We start from the raw sequence: 16200 nt of genomic DNA, 5'->3' as shown, positions 1-16200 counted from the left end.
GTGATTATCATAACGATTACTCTCTGATTACTGAATGTATAAATTTAAGACGCTATGTGATTTTATACGATTGAAGAAAGACAGGTATTTCGAGCTCAACATGTTAATCAAGCGAAAGACAAGAACGAAAGACAAGCTCTCCCCGCTTCGTGATTAGATGGATATACTACAGGTAATTTTCTCAAATCCGCTGTATTTTCGTGAATAGATGGAGTAAATCCAGTTAAATGATAGCTTGAGCTTAGTTTCCCCAAAATAAGCCGAAGAAAGACCGCCAAACAGCATGGCGGTCTGGATAGTAATCAGTTTATAAATTGTAAGGATTGCAGCATTCGCTTCAGCATGGTAGCCGCTTGTGCACGTGTTGCAGGTTCCGTAGGCGCGAAAACATTGTTCGTCATGCCTTGAATAAGACCAGCTGTCAGTGCCTGTGCGACTGCTGTTTTCGACCAGTCGCCGATCGTTGAACGATCCGCGAAGCGATCTATGAGAGAGTTGCCTGCTTGAATTTCCTTGCCGCCAACTTTCATCGCACGCATCATCATCGCTACCATTTGTTCACGAGTGATGTTTGCGTTAGGTTTAAAGGTACCATCCTCATAGCCGTCAATCAACCCAGCTTGATGCGCCGTGCTAACAGCCCCATCAAACCAGTCTCCCGGCTGTACATCACGGAAGGCATTCGATTTTTTCTCAGCTAATCCAAGCGAACGAACGAGCATAGCCGCAAACTCAGCACGCGTGACTTGCGCCTCTGGTGCAAACTGCTTATCCGTTATTCCGTTAACAATCCATTTATTCGCCAGCAGCTCAACATCCGCTTTGGCCCAATGCCCAGCTAAATCTGCAAAGGTTTGATTGGACTGGATGACCGTGTATATGCTGTAGTGCGGCGAGCGAATCGCAGCTTCAGATGATCCATTCTTCGTCGTAATCAAGGCTGGTACGAAATGGATCCCATTGTTCGCATCGATCCACACCGCCGTTACCTTGCCAGGGTCACCTATCCATGTGCCAAGGCTGAGGGTGCGGTTCACATATACGCCGCCAAAATCATTCCATTCTTTCCCATTAACCGTGATTGTAAAATCAATAGGGTTCGCAACTACTTGCTTTGCGTTCAGTTTATTGACCGCTGCATTGACATCGTCTCCGGCTTTACCGGTCACTTTTGAAATGACAACGTTTATTATAGAATCCTTAGCTATATCTTTAAACAATTGTACTGGTAACTCATATACGGCACCATTCGCTTTAATCTGAATCACCGCACCAGTTTGTTTGTTCATTGCGTTCAGGATCGACTGGGCAGGCAATTCCACATTTACAATGGATGCACTGTCCTTCACTTCGATCACGACAACGGGAATTGCTAAGGCTTTCTCCAACTTATTCGCATCTAAGGTGACTTTGGTGACCGACTTTCCATCCGCCGTTGTTTCTTTGGTTACTTTAGCATCTTTATCCAAATCAATGATACCGGTTGTTCCTGAACTAGAACCAGTACTTGACCCAGTACCTGATCCTGATCCAGGATTTGATCCTTGATCTGTCGTACGCGCTGTAACTGTGATCGTTGCTTCTGCCTTCAAGGACGCCCCCTCAACGGTTCCCTGCACTTTAAAGTTACCTGCCGAAGCGTACTGCGTAGCTTCCATGTTGTTCCAAACGACACCTAGCTGTCTAGTCGAATTATCGCTGTAAACCGCTGTAACTACCGTTGGCAGTACAGGAGCTGTTCCAGCTGTTGTTGTGATTGTGACTGGTGAGTAACTAACGATAACAGGTAATGGGATATCCCCAGCTTTAACTGTAATAGTAGCTAAAGCCTTATAAGTTACGCCAGTAACGGTCCCTTGCACGCTAAAGCTCCCTACAGCCGCATATTGGGAAGCGAGAATAGGATCCCAGATTACTGCGCGCTGTCCTGTTGAATTGTCACTGTAAACCGCTGTGACTACTGTCGGTAACACAGGTGCTACGCCCACATTAGTTGTGATACTAAGCGGTGCAATTCCGATAATGTCAGTTGACATATTAAGAGAAGTTGGGGCTGAAATCATAAACTTACGTGAATACGGGTCTGTCCCTTTTGACCTTACGGTCACTTTGGAAAGATCAGTCATCCCACTCGGTAACATATAGCTCGTTAGATCTGCTGGGAGATTAGCAAGTACCGTTGTCTCATTGTACACCGTGTATCCCTCACTTAAAACATTTGCGTCCCATTTCAGCAGGTTACCTGATTGGCTTGCTTCAAGGATCAAATGCTGCGGAGGAAGCGGTGCATTAAACACTTGTACTTGTGTCAGACGTGGAGGTCCAGTAAGATCTGTGCCTGCATTTCCACCAGAAGCGTTCTCTACCGTTACTTTGATATATCTGGCATGGTAAGTCTTACCTAGGTTAATGGGGTACGAGCTATCTGCGGAGTCCGCACCGCTATCCTTATTGCCAGTCTCATACGTATACCCTAAGGCTGTCTGTTTCTCCACTTGTTGAAAGACCATGTTGTTAAAGTCAGCCGCCGATGAATGATCTCCAATATCAGTAGATACAGACACCGTTGCACCTTTTAACCTCGTGGATTTGGCAAACAATCTAATTTGGCTAAAATCCATAGCCTGGCCAAGGTCGATGACGAAGCTGCCTTTGCGCTCTCCGTCAGTACCCAGCCAAGAATAATTACCGATTTGATCCAAATTGGTAACGTTCGTTACCGTCCATTTGGTCGGATCCTGCAAGACACCATTGGTCAATTTATTCGCATTTCCATACCCATTTGCCGCAGCAGATTGCATCTGAATCGGGTTAGCGCCAACTGTCGGCCCAACATTGTACGCCTTCTTATTCAACGCAAGGTTGACAGATGACACCCCAGATGACACTTTGCTTATGGTAATGTCGGATAGCCCGAGCTCAGCGTCATAGGCAGAGTTGGTCCCGTTAGCAGAGCTGCGGTAAATCCCCCACTTTGGTCGCAAATATTGATCAAAAGCAGCCGGATACTCCGTCTCAAAGCCGCCAGCACGTTCTGGTCTACGCCATAAGTCTTTAACGCCGTCGCCTGTACCTTGATTCCCGAATACTTGATACACATCAGGGCTGTCAAAGGTGTATACCTTGCCCGTGACTTGATCCGTAATTTTAATTGTGATCCAGCCGCTATCCGAGATGAGAGCGCCCAGTTCAACTTTTATCCAGTGTCCATCGATTTCTTTTAATGGAATTGTCATCAGGTTCTTATCGCCGTCATAACGGTTATGATTGACAACTAGATTCCTGTTCGTCGTACCGGAAATGGACATCGCAAGAATATAAGCGCCGTTTTCACCACCGCTGTTGCCGCCCTGTAATGTATCTGCTAATTGGCGATTCGTAGCCTTCAACTGGAAGATATGCCTGAAGTTTGACTGATTCCATTGGATGCCATCTGGAATGTTCCACAGCCACGAATAGGAAACCACATCACCTTCGTACGCTACAAAATCGCGATTGGAATCTTCGCTGGGGCGAATTTCAATACGTTGTCTGTCCGTAAATGCCGCACCGTCCACAACATAACCTAAGGTTTTGTCGAAAACACCCTTGTGCCCATACTCACCATCGCGGACCTTATCCAGGAATTCGTTATTCAGACCTCTGCCGTTGGCTGTAATTTTGAATATATTCTTTTGTAAGGTGCTATCCCACACGCTCTTAATATGATCGTCGGCAGCCATTGCTTGTGGTTGATTTCCATAAAATTCATGGTAGCCATCTCTTATTCTTTTCGTGATACCTTCTACAGGTTCGTCGGTACCCATGGCTCCACCAAACACATTATAAGGAGATACACCTTCGATTGCGTTCATCTTGATCGTCTTGTCATTTACACCATATCCTCGATCCATGACATCCACTGTAAATAGCGAAGGAGCACCGCTGTTGAAATGGAACCACCATTCATTCGTACCCAAAGGTAATTTAGCAAGGTACGAAGGTGTCAACGTAACTGTATTACCAGATAGCGTGTAATCTGTATTTAGAAGAAGCGTATAATCACCCTTGGTAATGCTCGTCAGCACTTTCCCTCCAAGGTTCATCGTGGTAGATATCGGTGCAACTTGATCCCATGTACTGTAAGTATCTTTTGCCGGTACTAAAGCAGTTGCATTCGTTACGACGTCTTTGCCGTATATCGTCAAACCAGATAACCCCATCATGGAATTAGCCTCATTTGCCCGCCGATCGCTAGGGCCAACTAATACCGTGTTAACCATGACATAACGAGCAGTAAACGGGTATAAGAACGTCTTCGTATCATAGCCCCATTGTTGACCATTGTACGTCACATAGGACCACAAACCTTCGGTCTCCGTGCCCCCCGCTAATGTCCAGCCATTAGCTTGCCAATCATACTGTTGCTCACCATCAGCAGCCGTAGGCGCACTCGCCCATGATGCAGGATTATTTGTGTAATACACCTCAAATCTGGTTGCATTACTTTGGATATTCGCTATGGTGTTGGGAATCTCAAGATACAGTTTATCAATGACTTTAGGAGCGCCTAGATCAAGGGTTAAGGCTAGTGAGGAGGGTGAATAGTCCCCCTTATAGACAGTTGAATTGGCATTTTGCCAATAGCCGCTGCCTCCCGAACGCAAAGCATCTATCCCCGGATGATCGACAGCTTCCGAGCTTACTTTGAGATTGACGCCAGCTTGCGGTGTAAAGCGTGATGGATCTAACAAGTTCACAGAGTTTGCAGGAATAACTGGAACTTCCGTTACCGAAGGTACTCCATATACATTGAATACATTCGCTTTAATTCCGCCAGCACTATTATCGAGCGTGACATCGGATACAAGCAATATATACTGGGCTGCAACGGGTACAGCCAATGTATGACTAGCCTTTTCGTTATTTTCTAATGCTGTCGTTTTCCCTACATCAGGGATTGGCTGCCAGAGGGAACCATTTGCGGTCTCAAGCGGTTTACGCGTTGCATCTGAAGTAGCCGAAAGGGCATTGCCCTCTTTTAGCTCATCATAAGCTGCTGCATCATTCGCATAGTAAACCTGATAGTTTTTCAAAAACTTACTGTTACTCGTCCATTCAATTTGAATTTTACTCACATCTATTTTATGCTCCAGCTTTACAGCTGCCCAATACTGGTAACCGTCCGTTTTCGTTAACGAGCTGTTCGCCTGCCAAGCAGTTGTCGCATTATCATCAATAAAACTGCCTTTGCTGTTGCCGCTGCTAGACACGACTTTAATTACAGCCCCCGGCGTTACCGCCCAGTTCTTATAACTGGAAAGATTAACTTCTATATAAGGCTGAATGTGGGCAGAGTTCGTGATGCCAGGGCTGTTGAATTCCCCATAAATCTTTTGAATTCCAGTTTGATCCGGATGGTAGCCATTGGAGCTCCATGTTACGTTCACAGGCTCAATTGCACCCGTACTTAGCGTTACATCAAGCTGTGAAGGTAAAGTTAAACTACCGAATGCCGTGCCCTGGGCAGCTGACACTGCTGCTGGTCTTGCCCATGCAACCGCATCTTTCGATTGTGCACGGGGGTTCCAGCCATTAGGGAAAATATAGCTGTTTTTATCCCTTTTAATTAAATGTACATCTGACAGATACATCGTTGCCGATTGCCATTCATCTGCATAGGCTGCATCGGCCTCGCCGTTATACATCCCCCGGTATAGCCCCCATTTGGAACGGTTTTGTTGACCCGCTTCAACTGGCAGATCACCTCTTTCTAATCGGCCCGTAGACGGGTTGGTCACTTCAGGTCTTCGATACGTTTCCGCTGTCATCCCGCCTTCGAACAACTTGTCACCTGACTCCAGATCGACAAGCTTCCCATATAAATAACCTTTATCCGCCGTTAAAATAGTAACTTCAAAATCAAGCCAGCGATCCGCAATCTGCTCGAATGGAATTGTGAATAAGGGCTTAATGCGATCTGCAGCACTGCCATCCGGATTGTTCCTAAATTCAAGCTGACCTTTGCCTTCGCTGGATACCAAAGTCAATGTCGTTACTGGCTGACCAGCTGCGTTGCCTGCGATTTCTTTTAATTGAAAGATGTGAAAAAAACGATGAGGATTAATAAAATCGCCAGCTTTTTTCTCACCAACATCTTGTTGGAATCTTAATGTTTCCGAAGGAAGCATGAGTCTCCAGTGGTGCGTCATAATGTCGCCGCCTACACTATTGGCATTTATGTTAGCTGCACTGGTATTGCTCTTAATCTCCAAGCGCTGCCTGTCGCTGTCCACGGCTCCACGATCACCGTCATCCCGACTTACACCTGCCGGCGTAACAAAAGGCTTAAATTCATGAAACCGCAGAATATCCGAGTTGAGCTTGGATGTACCGGGTACGCCTGCAATACCATATTTGGTAAGCGCATTCACATCATTGCGCCCAATCGTCTGCAAATACATATTGTCTCCTAACCATGTGTCATTCACAGTCGAAGCCACGGGGTAATCTCCTGAACGGTCATATACCGACTCCGCCCATGGTTTTCCACTGTAGGAGGAAGGGACGCCAGGACCCTCGATAGAGCCCGTTCCACTGCCATTGCCTATTTTGGAAGCGCCGATCACATCCCAGGCAGATTCACCTGCTTGAATATTCAGTGGCGAGTATGTATCATTGGGCCCCATATTACCAGCTAAAGGGGGTACTACTGAATTTACCGTAACCGTGATCGTATATTTTCTGCTATTATTGCTATTCTGAATATCGGTTACGACCAAATAATAAGTTGTCGTTCCACTTGGTGAGAATTGGTCCAATTTTGCATCACCTTTGTTCAATCCACTGGTTGCAAAAGAGATCCCCGTCGTTTCGTCATTTCTGTAGAGCAATGCGTTTGCTCCGTTGGTTGTTACATTCAGCATTTGATAGATAGTACCGTAAGGCAAGGATACGTCAATTGTTGCATTGTGAAGATCAACGACTGCATTGACTGGCTTATTCACGTGTATGTCCAAAATGCCCAAGTTGTCTTCCGGCGCTGCATGAACCGTTGCTACTGGATTCATGTTGAATAACGTAAGAGCAAGTGCTAATGAAAGCAATACGCTTACCGCCTTTTTAAGTACTTGTTGCTTCAACATCTTACTGAACATTCTAAAGCCTCCTCTGTGTCAGTTACACCTACTTGAAACAAGGGGTTCTCATTTGTTATGCAATCGCTTCCATAACAAAAGTAAGAATCATCTCCTTCCTTCCCTTGCCTTACTAAGTGTAAATCACATTCTTATTTCCATAGATGGAAAAATTTACGATTGAGGTTGATTTATTTACGATATGAGCTCACGCCCATGAAGTGATAAAAAACCACCCCACATATGCTGACGGGATGGCTGATTTCACATTTTTTAACTTTACTGATTAAGATTTCACCGAACCCACCATCATACCTTGGATAAAGTGCCTTTGCAGGAACGGATATACACACAGGATTGGAATCGTAGCTACCACGATGACCGCCATCTTAATTCCTTCCGGTGACAGAAGCTGTAGGAGCTCAGAGGATACGTCCGATTGCCCCATTTGATCCGTAAATACAATTTCCCTTAACCGTACTTGCAATGGAATCCATTGACGATGATCGATATAGAAGACGGCCTCCGCATAACGGTTCCAGTGACCTACTGCATACATAATACCCATTGTAGCCATTGCTGGTTTAGACAGCGGCAAGACAATATTCCAAAGTATACGGAACTCGCCGCAGCCGTCCATTCGTGCTGAATCCAACAGTTCTGAAGGCAAGTTCAGGAAGAATGAACGCATAACGAACAAGTTAAACGCGCTAATCGCCATAGGAAGCATTAATGCCCATAGGGTATTCAGCATCCCTAATTGCTTGATCAATAAATAGTTGGGAATTAACGGTGCGCTGAAAATCAAAGTAAACAGTACTAACAGCAGAACCGATTTACGATACAAATACTCCGGTCTCGATAATGGATAAGCAAGTGTTGTCGTCATGAACAAATTAATGAATGTTCCAAATACCGTTATAATGACACTATTCCGAAACCCCAGCCATATCGTCGGATCCTGCAAAATTAATTTATAGCTGCCCAGCGTAAAACCTACAGGCCACAGGGAAACCTCACCCGCATTTATGGCCGCATTATTACTTAAAGACTGCGCAATAATGTGAATAAGGGGCAGCACCATGCTAAGTCCAAGTGCACCTAACAATACTAGGTTGAATATATTAAAAATTTTATGGCTTCTTGTCATAATCATAGCGATTCACCTCCGGTCTCCTTCCGTATCAGTACAATCCTTCTCCGGTCATTTTCTTACTAAACGTATTACTGATCATAATCAACATAAGACCCACAACCGACTTGAACAACCCAATAGCCGTCGTGTAGCTGTATTGCCGATCAACCAGTCCTGCCCGGTACACAAACGTATCGATAATCTCCCCATTCTCGTTATTGAGCGGGTTAAGAAATACGAAGACGCGTTCGAAACCGAAATCCAGAAAATTACCAATTTGCAGTAAAAATAAAATAACGATCGTTGGTAAAATACTAGGTATCGTGATGGAGAACACTTGACGAATGCGACTGGCTCCATCAATTTGTGCGGCTTCATAGAGATCAGGATTAATGCCTGCAATCGCTGCTAAATAGATGATCGTCCCCCAACCGCTATCTTTCCAAATCCCCGTACTAATGAGAATGGTCCGAATATAGCTACTTTCCCCTAGAAAATAAATGGGCTCTACACCAAACAAGGAAAGCAAATGATTGACGATCCCCGTAGAAGGGGATAATACCCCAACCACAACGCCACCGACGATGACCCAGGATAGGAAATGTGGCATATAAACCACCGTCTGTACAATCCGTTTGTAAGCCATGATGCGTACTTCATTAATGAGAAGTGCCAATACGATTGGAACCGGAAACGCGAAACAGATATCATAGATGCCGATTATTATCGTATTTTTTAATATTTGCAGGAAGTCGGTGTACGCAAACATCCGTTGAAAATGCTCTAAACCTACCCAATTACTGCCTTTTATTCCTTTGAAAATGTTGTAGTTTTGAAACGCGATGACCGAACCGAATAAGGGGATATATTTAAAAAGTAAGAAATAAATAATTCCCGGTAATGAGATCACATAAATCGGCCAATGTTTTCGCATAAATGCCCATTTCTGACCCTGCGTTGAAAACGTATACATGGTGTGATCGGATGGCTGTATTTTACTGGCCATGGTGTCCTCCCCTTCTTGCATGCTGCATCAATTTGACTTCTTCATCTTACTAGGGTTGTTCCAAGGTAGACATGGTGAAACTTATAGCGCTTTGTGTTTTTTTACGATTTGGAAACTCCATAACGCTTTGCTGCACTAGTGTACAGCCAATTCTCTGCCACATAGATCGCCGTATCGTAATCGATCCAGCCTGACTCGATTTGTCCCCATAAGAAATCGCTCACGATTTTTTTAACAAGCCATATCTTGCCGTAGCTCCACTCTATACACCTGGCATCGGAGACAATGAGTGAGCTCTTGATGGCCGGAAGCGCCTCAAGACGGTACTGCATACTATCTCGATATGTACTCGTCCGGAAGTTAAACCACCAATGTCCACCTACATGTACATTCGGAAAGTTCCAGGCGGCTTGCACAATATCCAAATTGTTGAGCTCTGAAGCTACTACGAGCTCGAATGTGCAGTTCGCATACGTGTCAAACAAGGCAGACAGCTTGAGGATACGAGTAGGGTCATTGACCGGCGTGGCTGTTCCACACCAGGAGCGTTCCACACCGAGGAAGAGCTGTATGAGAAGTCCCCTTTGCTCAGCAGCGGCTCCTAACTCGTGCAGCAGCATCATTAATATCTCATCCTTGGTGCTGTCTGGCCCAATCTCAACCTTGCGGTTAGCGCTCGTTTCATAGCTCGGCAATGTGGTCATGATGCCCACGTAGCCCGCTTCCTTATAGCTATCCAAGAGCTGCGCCAGCTGATCACTCGCTTGAACGAATGCTTCAGCAGGGGTAGGAGACAGCTGAATTTCTTTGGTCCATCCGCCTAATTTACCATCAATTCGCGGGATCAGAATGGCGTTATCACGCATCCCTTGAAATTCTGCATGTTCGGGGATATTGACGACAAATCGGCTAACATGCAATCGGTCTGCTACTTCTTGCGCCCACGTTGCCCGCCCAGCACTTTGTTTAACGGCAGCGTCAGCTTCTCTAACCGAAGACGCGTCATCGATAACGATGCCATATAAATGTTTGAACATGTTCGTCATCGCGATATTCATCATCGTATTTCTTGACCCATGATAAGCTTCCAAGAAGGCCGTAATCCGCTCATCCTCAGGGAGCTCCATCGCATTCGCCGGGTAACCGGCAGCCTGCAGCTCACGAAACAACCAGAAATAATGGGCAATCTCCCAGAAGTCGCCAGCACAGAGTCGATCCCCCACTAGGTGGGTATGTGTATCCACAACGGGCAGCTGCATAATCTGCGCCTCTAAGATTTCCTTCCCCTGCTTCATCTGCCTATTCATTCCTCTTCCTCCTTCTACAAGCCTTATATTCTGATGGTACATGGATTACCTGATCTGTTACATGGGATAACTTCCACTGGGTTGTGATTTTTTATGATCGTTAAAAATGAGGATAGTGGCCTGCAGGCGAGTTAGTCGATTTTATCGACTAACTTCACTCTTATACTTTCAATAAAGTATAAAAAAGCACCGAATGGACGCCACGTCCACCCGATGCTCTTAGCTTATTTACTTAGTATGCTATCGATTAGATCCAATTCTTCCTGCGTGAAATCAGGCTGCTTCAAGGCCGCCACATTATCATCTAATTGGCTGAGTTTGCTTGCGCCAATGAGAGCAGACGTCACATGTCCCTTGCGAAGAACCCAAACTAGGGCCATCTGAGCAAGACTCTGACCTCGTTCCTGAGCTAGTGCATGTAAAAGACGAGACTTAGCAATCTTCTCCTCCGTAATATCTTCAGGTCTTAAGAACACACTGCCCCCTGCCGCACGGGAATCTGCCGGAATGTGTTCCAAATAACGATCCGTCAGAAGCCCTCTCGCAAGAGGACTATAGGCGATAGATCCCACACCTTCTCTTAGCAAAATATCCTGCAGCCCCTGCTCCAAGCGTCTTTCGAACATGGAATAATGCACTTGATGAATGATGAATGGGGTGCCCAGACCTTTCAAAATAGCTGCCGCTTGCTCCGTTTGCTCTGCATTATAATTAGACACGCCCACATACAGCGCTTTTCCCTGACGGACAGCCTGATCCAAAGCGCTCATCGTTTCTTCCAGAGGTGTCTCCGCATCGAAACGGTGCGAATAATAAATATCCACATAATCCAGGCCTAGTCGCTTAAGGCTTTGATCAAGACTGGCGAGCATGCTTTTGCGGGAGCCACGCTCTCCGTATGGGCCGTCCCACATACGGTAACCAGCTTTTGTAGCAATGATTAGCTCATCACGATACGGCTGCAAATCCTTTTTCAAAATCTGCCCAAACACTTCTTCTGCTGATCCCGTCGGTGGACCATAATTATTCGCAAGATCAAAATGCGTAATCCCTAGATCAAAGGCATGACGCGCTAACGCTCTGCTATTCTCAAAGAGATCTACGCCGCCAAAATTGTGCCACAATCCTAAAGAGATCGGCGGCAGCTTAAGGCCACTCTTTCCGCTTCGATTGTAGGGCATGCCTGCATATCTGCCTTCATTTGCTGTATAGTTCATCGCTGTTCCCCCTCAATATGACTGCCGATGTCATCTCTTTATTCCATGGTAATGGTTGCAAGACCTGATGCCGGAATCGCAACCTTATGCATACCTGCCGTCAATTCGACAGACTGCTCCTCCGTAATCTCTCCACAGCAATTACGAATCGTCACCTTCGCAGCCCTGATTTCACCCGTTACCTCTACATACAGTCCATCCTGTCTTCTGCCGTTTACGACGATCCATTGAGACACCGGTGCCGCTGTATCGATAGTCACAATCTGCTCCTGATAGGTGACGATAATCCCGCGATCCTCATGAACCGCACGAACTAATGGATATAACAATTCCGGGTTCATAGGCTCGATAGAGCCGTCTAGCAACAAGTCGCGGTTCTCTTTCCAGAAAGCAAGCCAGTAGGTAAGCATTTTCAAATGATCAGAAGGCAGTTTATCCAAAAGAACAGATACCTGCGGCACCGAGAACAAACAATTAATTAACTGTAAAGCGGCGCTTTCCACAGGTTCTTCCGGATGCCACATGATCATATCCGCATGCGCAGCTGTGTTTCCACAGATCAGCCTGAGATCCAGCGTTCGCACACGATTCTGGATGCTGTCGTTCGGACAATCGGAAGCACGGAACATGTTACCGTATTTGCGCATCGCAGGACCGATATACATTTGCCGAAACTCAATCATGATAGCTGGATTTAATTCTCTCAATCTACCGATCGAATCCGTCAATAGACGGTCAACCGCAGCAGGTATGGACTCATAATCCTTACCTTCCACTGTCGAAGGTATTTGCAGCTCAGGCGAATAGAACGTATCAATGAAATCAAGTTTGAAGCCGTCTAAGCCCCATTCTTTAACCGCTTTCTCATAGGTATTGATGATATATTCTCGAACATCCGGATATCTCGGATCCAATACAGCCGCTCCGTGTCCTTCATTAAATCGCAGAATTTTATGATTAAACCGATTCCAAGCTTGACTATATTTTCCTATAAAAGGTACTGAGTACCAAAGGATAAACTTCATGCCTAATGCATGAACCGCATCCACATGGCGTTTCATATCGGGGAATTTGCCCTCATAAGTCTCCCAATCTCCACAATACGCATATCCTCTGCGGTTATCTGCCGTCTGCCAGCCATCATCCACAATAACAGCTTCCATCCCCAACTGCTTGGCGATACGGCACTGTTCTTCAATTTGCACATCTGTGACGTTCTGATGCATGCTATACCACGTTGAATACATCGGTTCTTTCGCAGCCTCTGGCACGTATGCTGGTTGATATTCCGGCATCTCGCTCCACCACGCTTGAACGCCATCAAGACTTTCAAAGTAAGGTACATCTCTTGTATCTACAAGAAGCTTCGCTTCATACGATTGAAATGGCGCCGTCGTCTCTGTAAACAATTGGACGCAGCAATGAAAATCAGCCGTTTCCTCACTGATGCCACCCGAATAGTGTACCGTGTTAAGGGCATCTGAATAAGCAAAAGTCATCCTGTTGCGACCTAGGCTATTAAACAAGGCGTAAACAGGTGCCGACGCTGCAGCATTGGAACGCAACGTGCGCATCCAATCGGCCTTAAAGCTCTTATTCCGGTCCTGAGCGGGATGCCAGCTGCCTTGAATATCACAAGCAGGATGTGACCAACGAAGGGTGAAGACGGGAGGCGTTGCCGACTCGCCCGCTTCCAATCGCAAGGTAATGAGATCGATGCCCTCCTGCAGCTTCTCCGTTAATAACGTGACGTTAAACCCATGATCCTCACTAGTTAAATTGAAAGTATGGGTATCCGTGTTTATAATTTTGTTCACACGACATCCTCCTGCTGTTGATTCTTATGCCGATTCGCACCCGCATGGCACCACACAGTGACAATCGGGTCATCCTCGCTTGAAATGAGATGATGATCCTCTCCTGGCTCAACAATCACGATATCTCCGGTTGTTACTGGTATAAACTCACCATTCAATTCCATCGTTCCAGTTCCTTGCAAAATCATAAATGCTTCACAATCACCGTGAACATGGTAGTCTCTTCCTTCAGGACCATCATTCGTATGGCTGCGTTCGCCCCGTTTTGCAAAAGACAGACCGCCTGACGATAAATAAGCACCTGGTAATACATCCTGTAAAATATGACCGTTCCTCTTATCCTGCAAATCGCTCAAACGCAGCTTTTTCATCTGGTTATTCCTCCATTTTTAAGCGGTAAAGGCGACTTCGGAAATCGCCCTTCCAGATCGGTAAATTAAGACCTACGTGCATGAGTTCGTCTCCTCCAAATATTTCCACACACTCATCCTGATTTCCCGCATCATAGAGTAAATAATTGCTCTCCGGTGCAAGACCTTTCAATCGCATTTTCCTGAGAGGTGCATTCGGCTCTGACAGCACTTGAAAAAAAGCAACCAAAGCTTCCTTCTTATCCTCGGAAACGAACATCCAAGCCGCAGTAGTTTGTTCAAAAGGGCTAATTAGTCGGTAAAATTCGCCAAACTGGATCAGATGCCGCAATTGTTTATAAAGAACAACTTGCCCCTTCACGGCTTCCTTGTCCGCTTCCCCGAAAGCTGTCAAATCAAGCTCGTAGCCGAAGTTACCTGACATCGCCACATGCCCACGCATATCAAGCGGCGTCGTCCGATGGACTTGATGATTAGGGACAGCGGAAACATGAGCGCCCATCGAGCTGATTGGATACACGAGACTCGTGCCATATTGAATTTTGAGCCGTTCAACGGCGTCCGTATTATCACTCGTCCATGTCTGCGGCATGTAGTAGAGCATCCCTGGATCGAACCTTCCTCCACCGCCAGAACAACTTTCAAACAATACGTTCGGAAATGCCGAGGTTATCCGTTCCATCACTTCGTAAAGCCCGAGTATATACCGATGGGACGTTTCTCGCTGTCGCTCTGGCGGGAGCTGAGCAGAACCGATTTCCGTCATATTGCGGTTCATATCCCACTTCACATACATGATAGGACTGCTCGCAAGAATATCAGTGATGACCCTCACGATGTAGTCTCTAACATCTTGTCGCGAATAGTCTAGAACTAACTGCTGCCGCGCTTCTGTCCTCCGCCTACCCGGAACGTGCAGACACCAGTCAGGATGAGCCCGATTCAGATCACTATCTGGCGATACCATCTCTGGTTCAAACCATAGGCCGAACTCCAGCCCTTGCTGATTCACACGGTTTACCAGATCAGGCATGCCTTGTGGGAGCTTATTTCGATCGACAAACCAATCGCCGAGTGAGCTTTTGTCATTGTCTCGCTTGCCAAACCAACCATCGTCCAGCACGAGCAGCTCTAAACCGAGCTCCTTACCCACTCGGGCAAGCTCTTCGATTTTATCTGCGTTAAAATTGAAATACGTTGCTTCCCAGTTGTTGATGAGAATCGGTCTATGACGATCACGGAAATGTCCACGGCATAGACGTGTGCGGTACAGCTTATGATACGTGCGCGACATTCCACCGAGGCCCTCTGCCGAATAAACGAGAACTGCCTCTGGCGTCTGGAAGGTTTGTCCTGGCTCCAGCAGCCATGAAAAATCAAACGAATTGATGCCCATCACGACACGGGTCGTTCCATAGGGGTCCACCTCAGCCTGTGCAACAAAGCTCCCACTATAAACAAGACTAAAACCATAGACTTCGCCATGCTCTTCATCCGCCTGCTTGGAAAGCAGCGCCACAAATGGGTTAAGCGAATGGCTGCTAGACCCTCTACGACTCTCAATCACAGAACCGCCTGTTACCAGGGGACGTCTTTCGATATGACGCTCACGCGCCCAAGTGCCAGATAAATGAAGCATATCAAAATCACTAGAAGGCATATCGATACCGAAGCTCAATGCTCGAAACAGCTTCATGGATCGGTTCCCCACATTCAAGAATTGAACAGACCTTGTGATCACATCCAAATCACGAAAAACAGTATACGTAAGTATCACCTTTAATCCGATCACTGAATCTGCCAATACAATATCGAGACTCTCCGCTTCATTTTCATCCTCCACATAAGTGGACGGCATGTCCGTTAATGGTGCTTTTCCAGCATAAATCCGGTGGGACTCATAGACGAGCTCACTGACCGTCGTACCGTCTTCCATTTGAACCTGATAGGCCGGAACTCGAAAATCACTGGCTCCATATCCCGGAAACTCCTGCGGCAATGTGTCCAAAGACAGTGTCAAATCATCCGGATCCGTGGATGGAGAGAACGAGCAGCGACGTCGCCTAACGAGCAACCCTCCTGGATTGCTTCCACGTACTCGGCGCCCCCAATGAACATGAGCTATATATTTGGAATTGATCAGCTGCATGATATAGCTTGACGACTTCCCTTGAAGATGGAAGGTTTGCGAAATCGAATCGTAAACAATCCCCATTGTTGACGCGTCCCCTT

General features: G+C 46.3%; 8 protein-coding genes. All 8 read right to left on the bottom strand.

The features are described 5' to 3' along the window. Positions 1 to 302 precede the first annotated feature (302 nt). Positions 303 to 7136 (bottom strand): Ig-like domain-containing protein, encoded by a 6834-nt coding sequence (locus tag AC58QM_RS03120; RefSeq protein WP_497281264.1) that lies wholly within the window; start codon positions 7134 to 7136, stop codon positions 303 to 305. Between the two features lie 265 nt (positions 7137 to 7401). Further along, the gene (locus AC58QM_RS03115; RefSeq protein WP_497281262.1) at positions 7402 to 8271 is read right to left on the bottom strand and encodes a carbohydrate ABC transporter permease; all 870 of its coding nucleotides are present in this window, start codon (positions 8269 to 8271) and stop codon (positions 7402 to 7404) included. Between the two features lie 28 nt (positions 8272 to 8299). Beyond that, positions 8300 to 9256 (bottom strand): ABC transporter permease, encoded by a 957-nt coding sequence (locus AC58QM_RS03110; protein WP_497281261.1) that lies wholly within the window; start codon positions 9254 to 9256, stop codon positions 8300 to 8302. Positions 9257 to 9357: 101 nt separating this feature from the next. Beyond that, positions 9358 to 10563 carry a glucuronate isomerase gene (locus AC58QM_RS03105; RefSeq protein ID WP_497281259.1) on the bottom strand — a complete coding sequence of 402 codons (1206 nt, stop codon included), beginning with the start codon at positions 10561 to 10563 and terminating at the stop codon, positions 9358 to 9360. 224 nt (positions 10564 to 10787) lie between these two features. Further along, the gene (locus AC58QM_RS03100; RefSeq protein WP_497281257.1) at positions 10788 to 11780 is read right to left on the bottom strand and encodes an aldo/keto reductase; all 993 of its coding nucleotides are present in this window, start codon (positions 11778 to 11780) and stop codon (positions 10788 to 10790) included. A gap of 38 nt (positions 11781 to 11818) precedes the next feature. Further along, a complete protein-coding gene (locus tag AC58QM_RS03095; RefSeq protein WP_497281252.1) occupies positions 11819 to 13597 on the bottom strand; it encodes a glycoside hydrolase family 36 protein in 1779 nt (592 codons plus the stop codon). Then, positions 13594 to 13968, bottom strand: coding sequence for a cupin domain-containing protein (locus AC58QM_RS03090; RefSeq protein WP_497281251.1), 375 nt, complete (start codon positions 13966 to 13968; stop codon positions 13594 to 13596). The genes AC58QM_RS03095 and AC58QM_RS03090 overlap by 4 nt, the downstream gene beginning before the upstream one ends. Before the next feature lie 4 nt (positions 13969 to 13972). Further along, a complete protein-coding gene (locus AC58QM_RS03085) occupies positions 13973 to 16183 on the bottom strand; it encodes an alpha-galactosidase (protein ID WP_497281249.1) in 2211 nt (736 codons plus the stop codon). Positions 16184 to 16200 lie beyond the last annotated feature (17 nt).

Source organism: Paenibacillus sp. J22P165, from assembly GCF_059692015.1.
This window is presented reverse-complemented; position numbering and strand designations above follow the sequence as displayed.

What these genes read in the sequence shown, in the direction of transcription:
- AC58QM_RS03090 (WP_497281251.1), bottom strand. Translation starts at nt 13,968, where the DNA reads ATGAAAAAGCTGCGTTTGAGCGATTTGCAGGATAAGAGGAACGGTCAT.
- AC58QM_RS03100 (WP_497281257.1), bottom strand. Translation starts at nt 11,780, where the DNA reads ATGAACTATACAGCAAATGAAGGCAGATATGCAGGCATGCCCTACAAT.
- AC58QM_RS03105 (WP_497281259.1), bottom strand. Translation starts at nt 10,563, where the DNA reads ATGAATAGGCAGATGAAGCAGGGGAAGGAAATCTTAGAGGCGCAGATT.
- AC58QM_RS03085 (WP_497281249.1), bottom strand. Translation starts at nt 16,183, where the DNA reads ATGGGGATTGTTTACGATTCGATTTCGCAAACCTTCCATCTTCAAGGG.
- AC58QM_RS03115 (WP_497281262.1), bottom strand. Translation starts at nt 8,271, where the DNA reads ATGATTATGACAAGAAGCCATAAAATTTTTAATATATTCAACCTAGTA.
- AC58QM_RS03110 (WP_497281261.1), bottom strand. Translation starts at nt 9,256, where the DNA reads ATGGCCAGTAAAATACAGCCATCCGATCACACCATGTATACGTTTTCA.
- AC58QM_RS03120 (WP_497281264.1), bottom strand. Translation starts at nt 7,136, where the DNA reads ATGTTCAGTAAGATGTTGAAGCAACAAGTACTTAAAAAGGCGGTAAGC.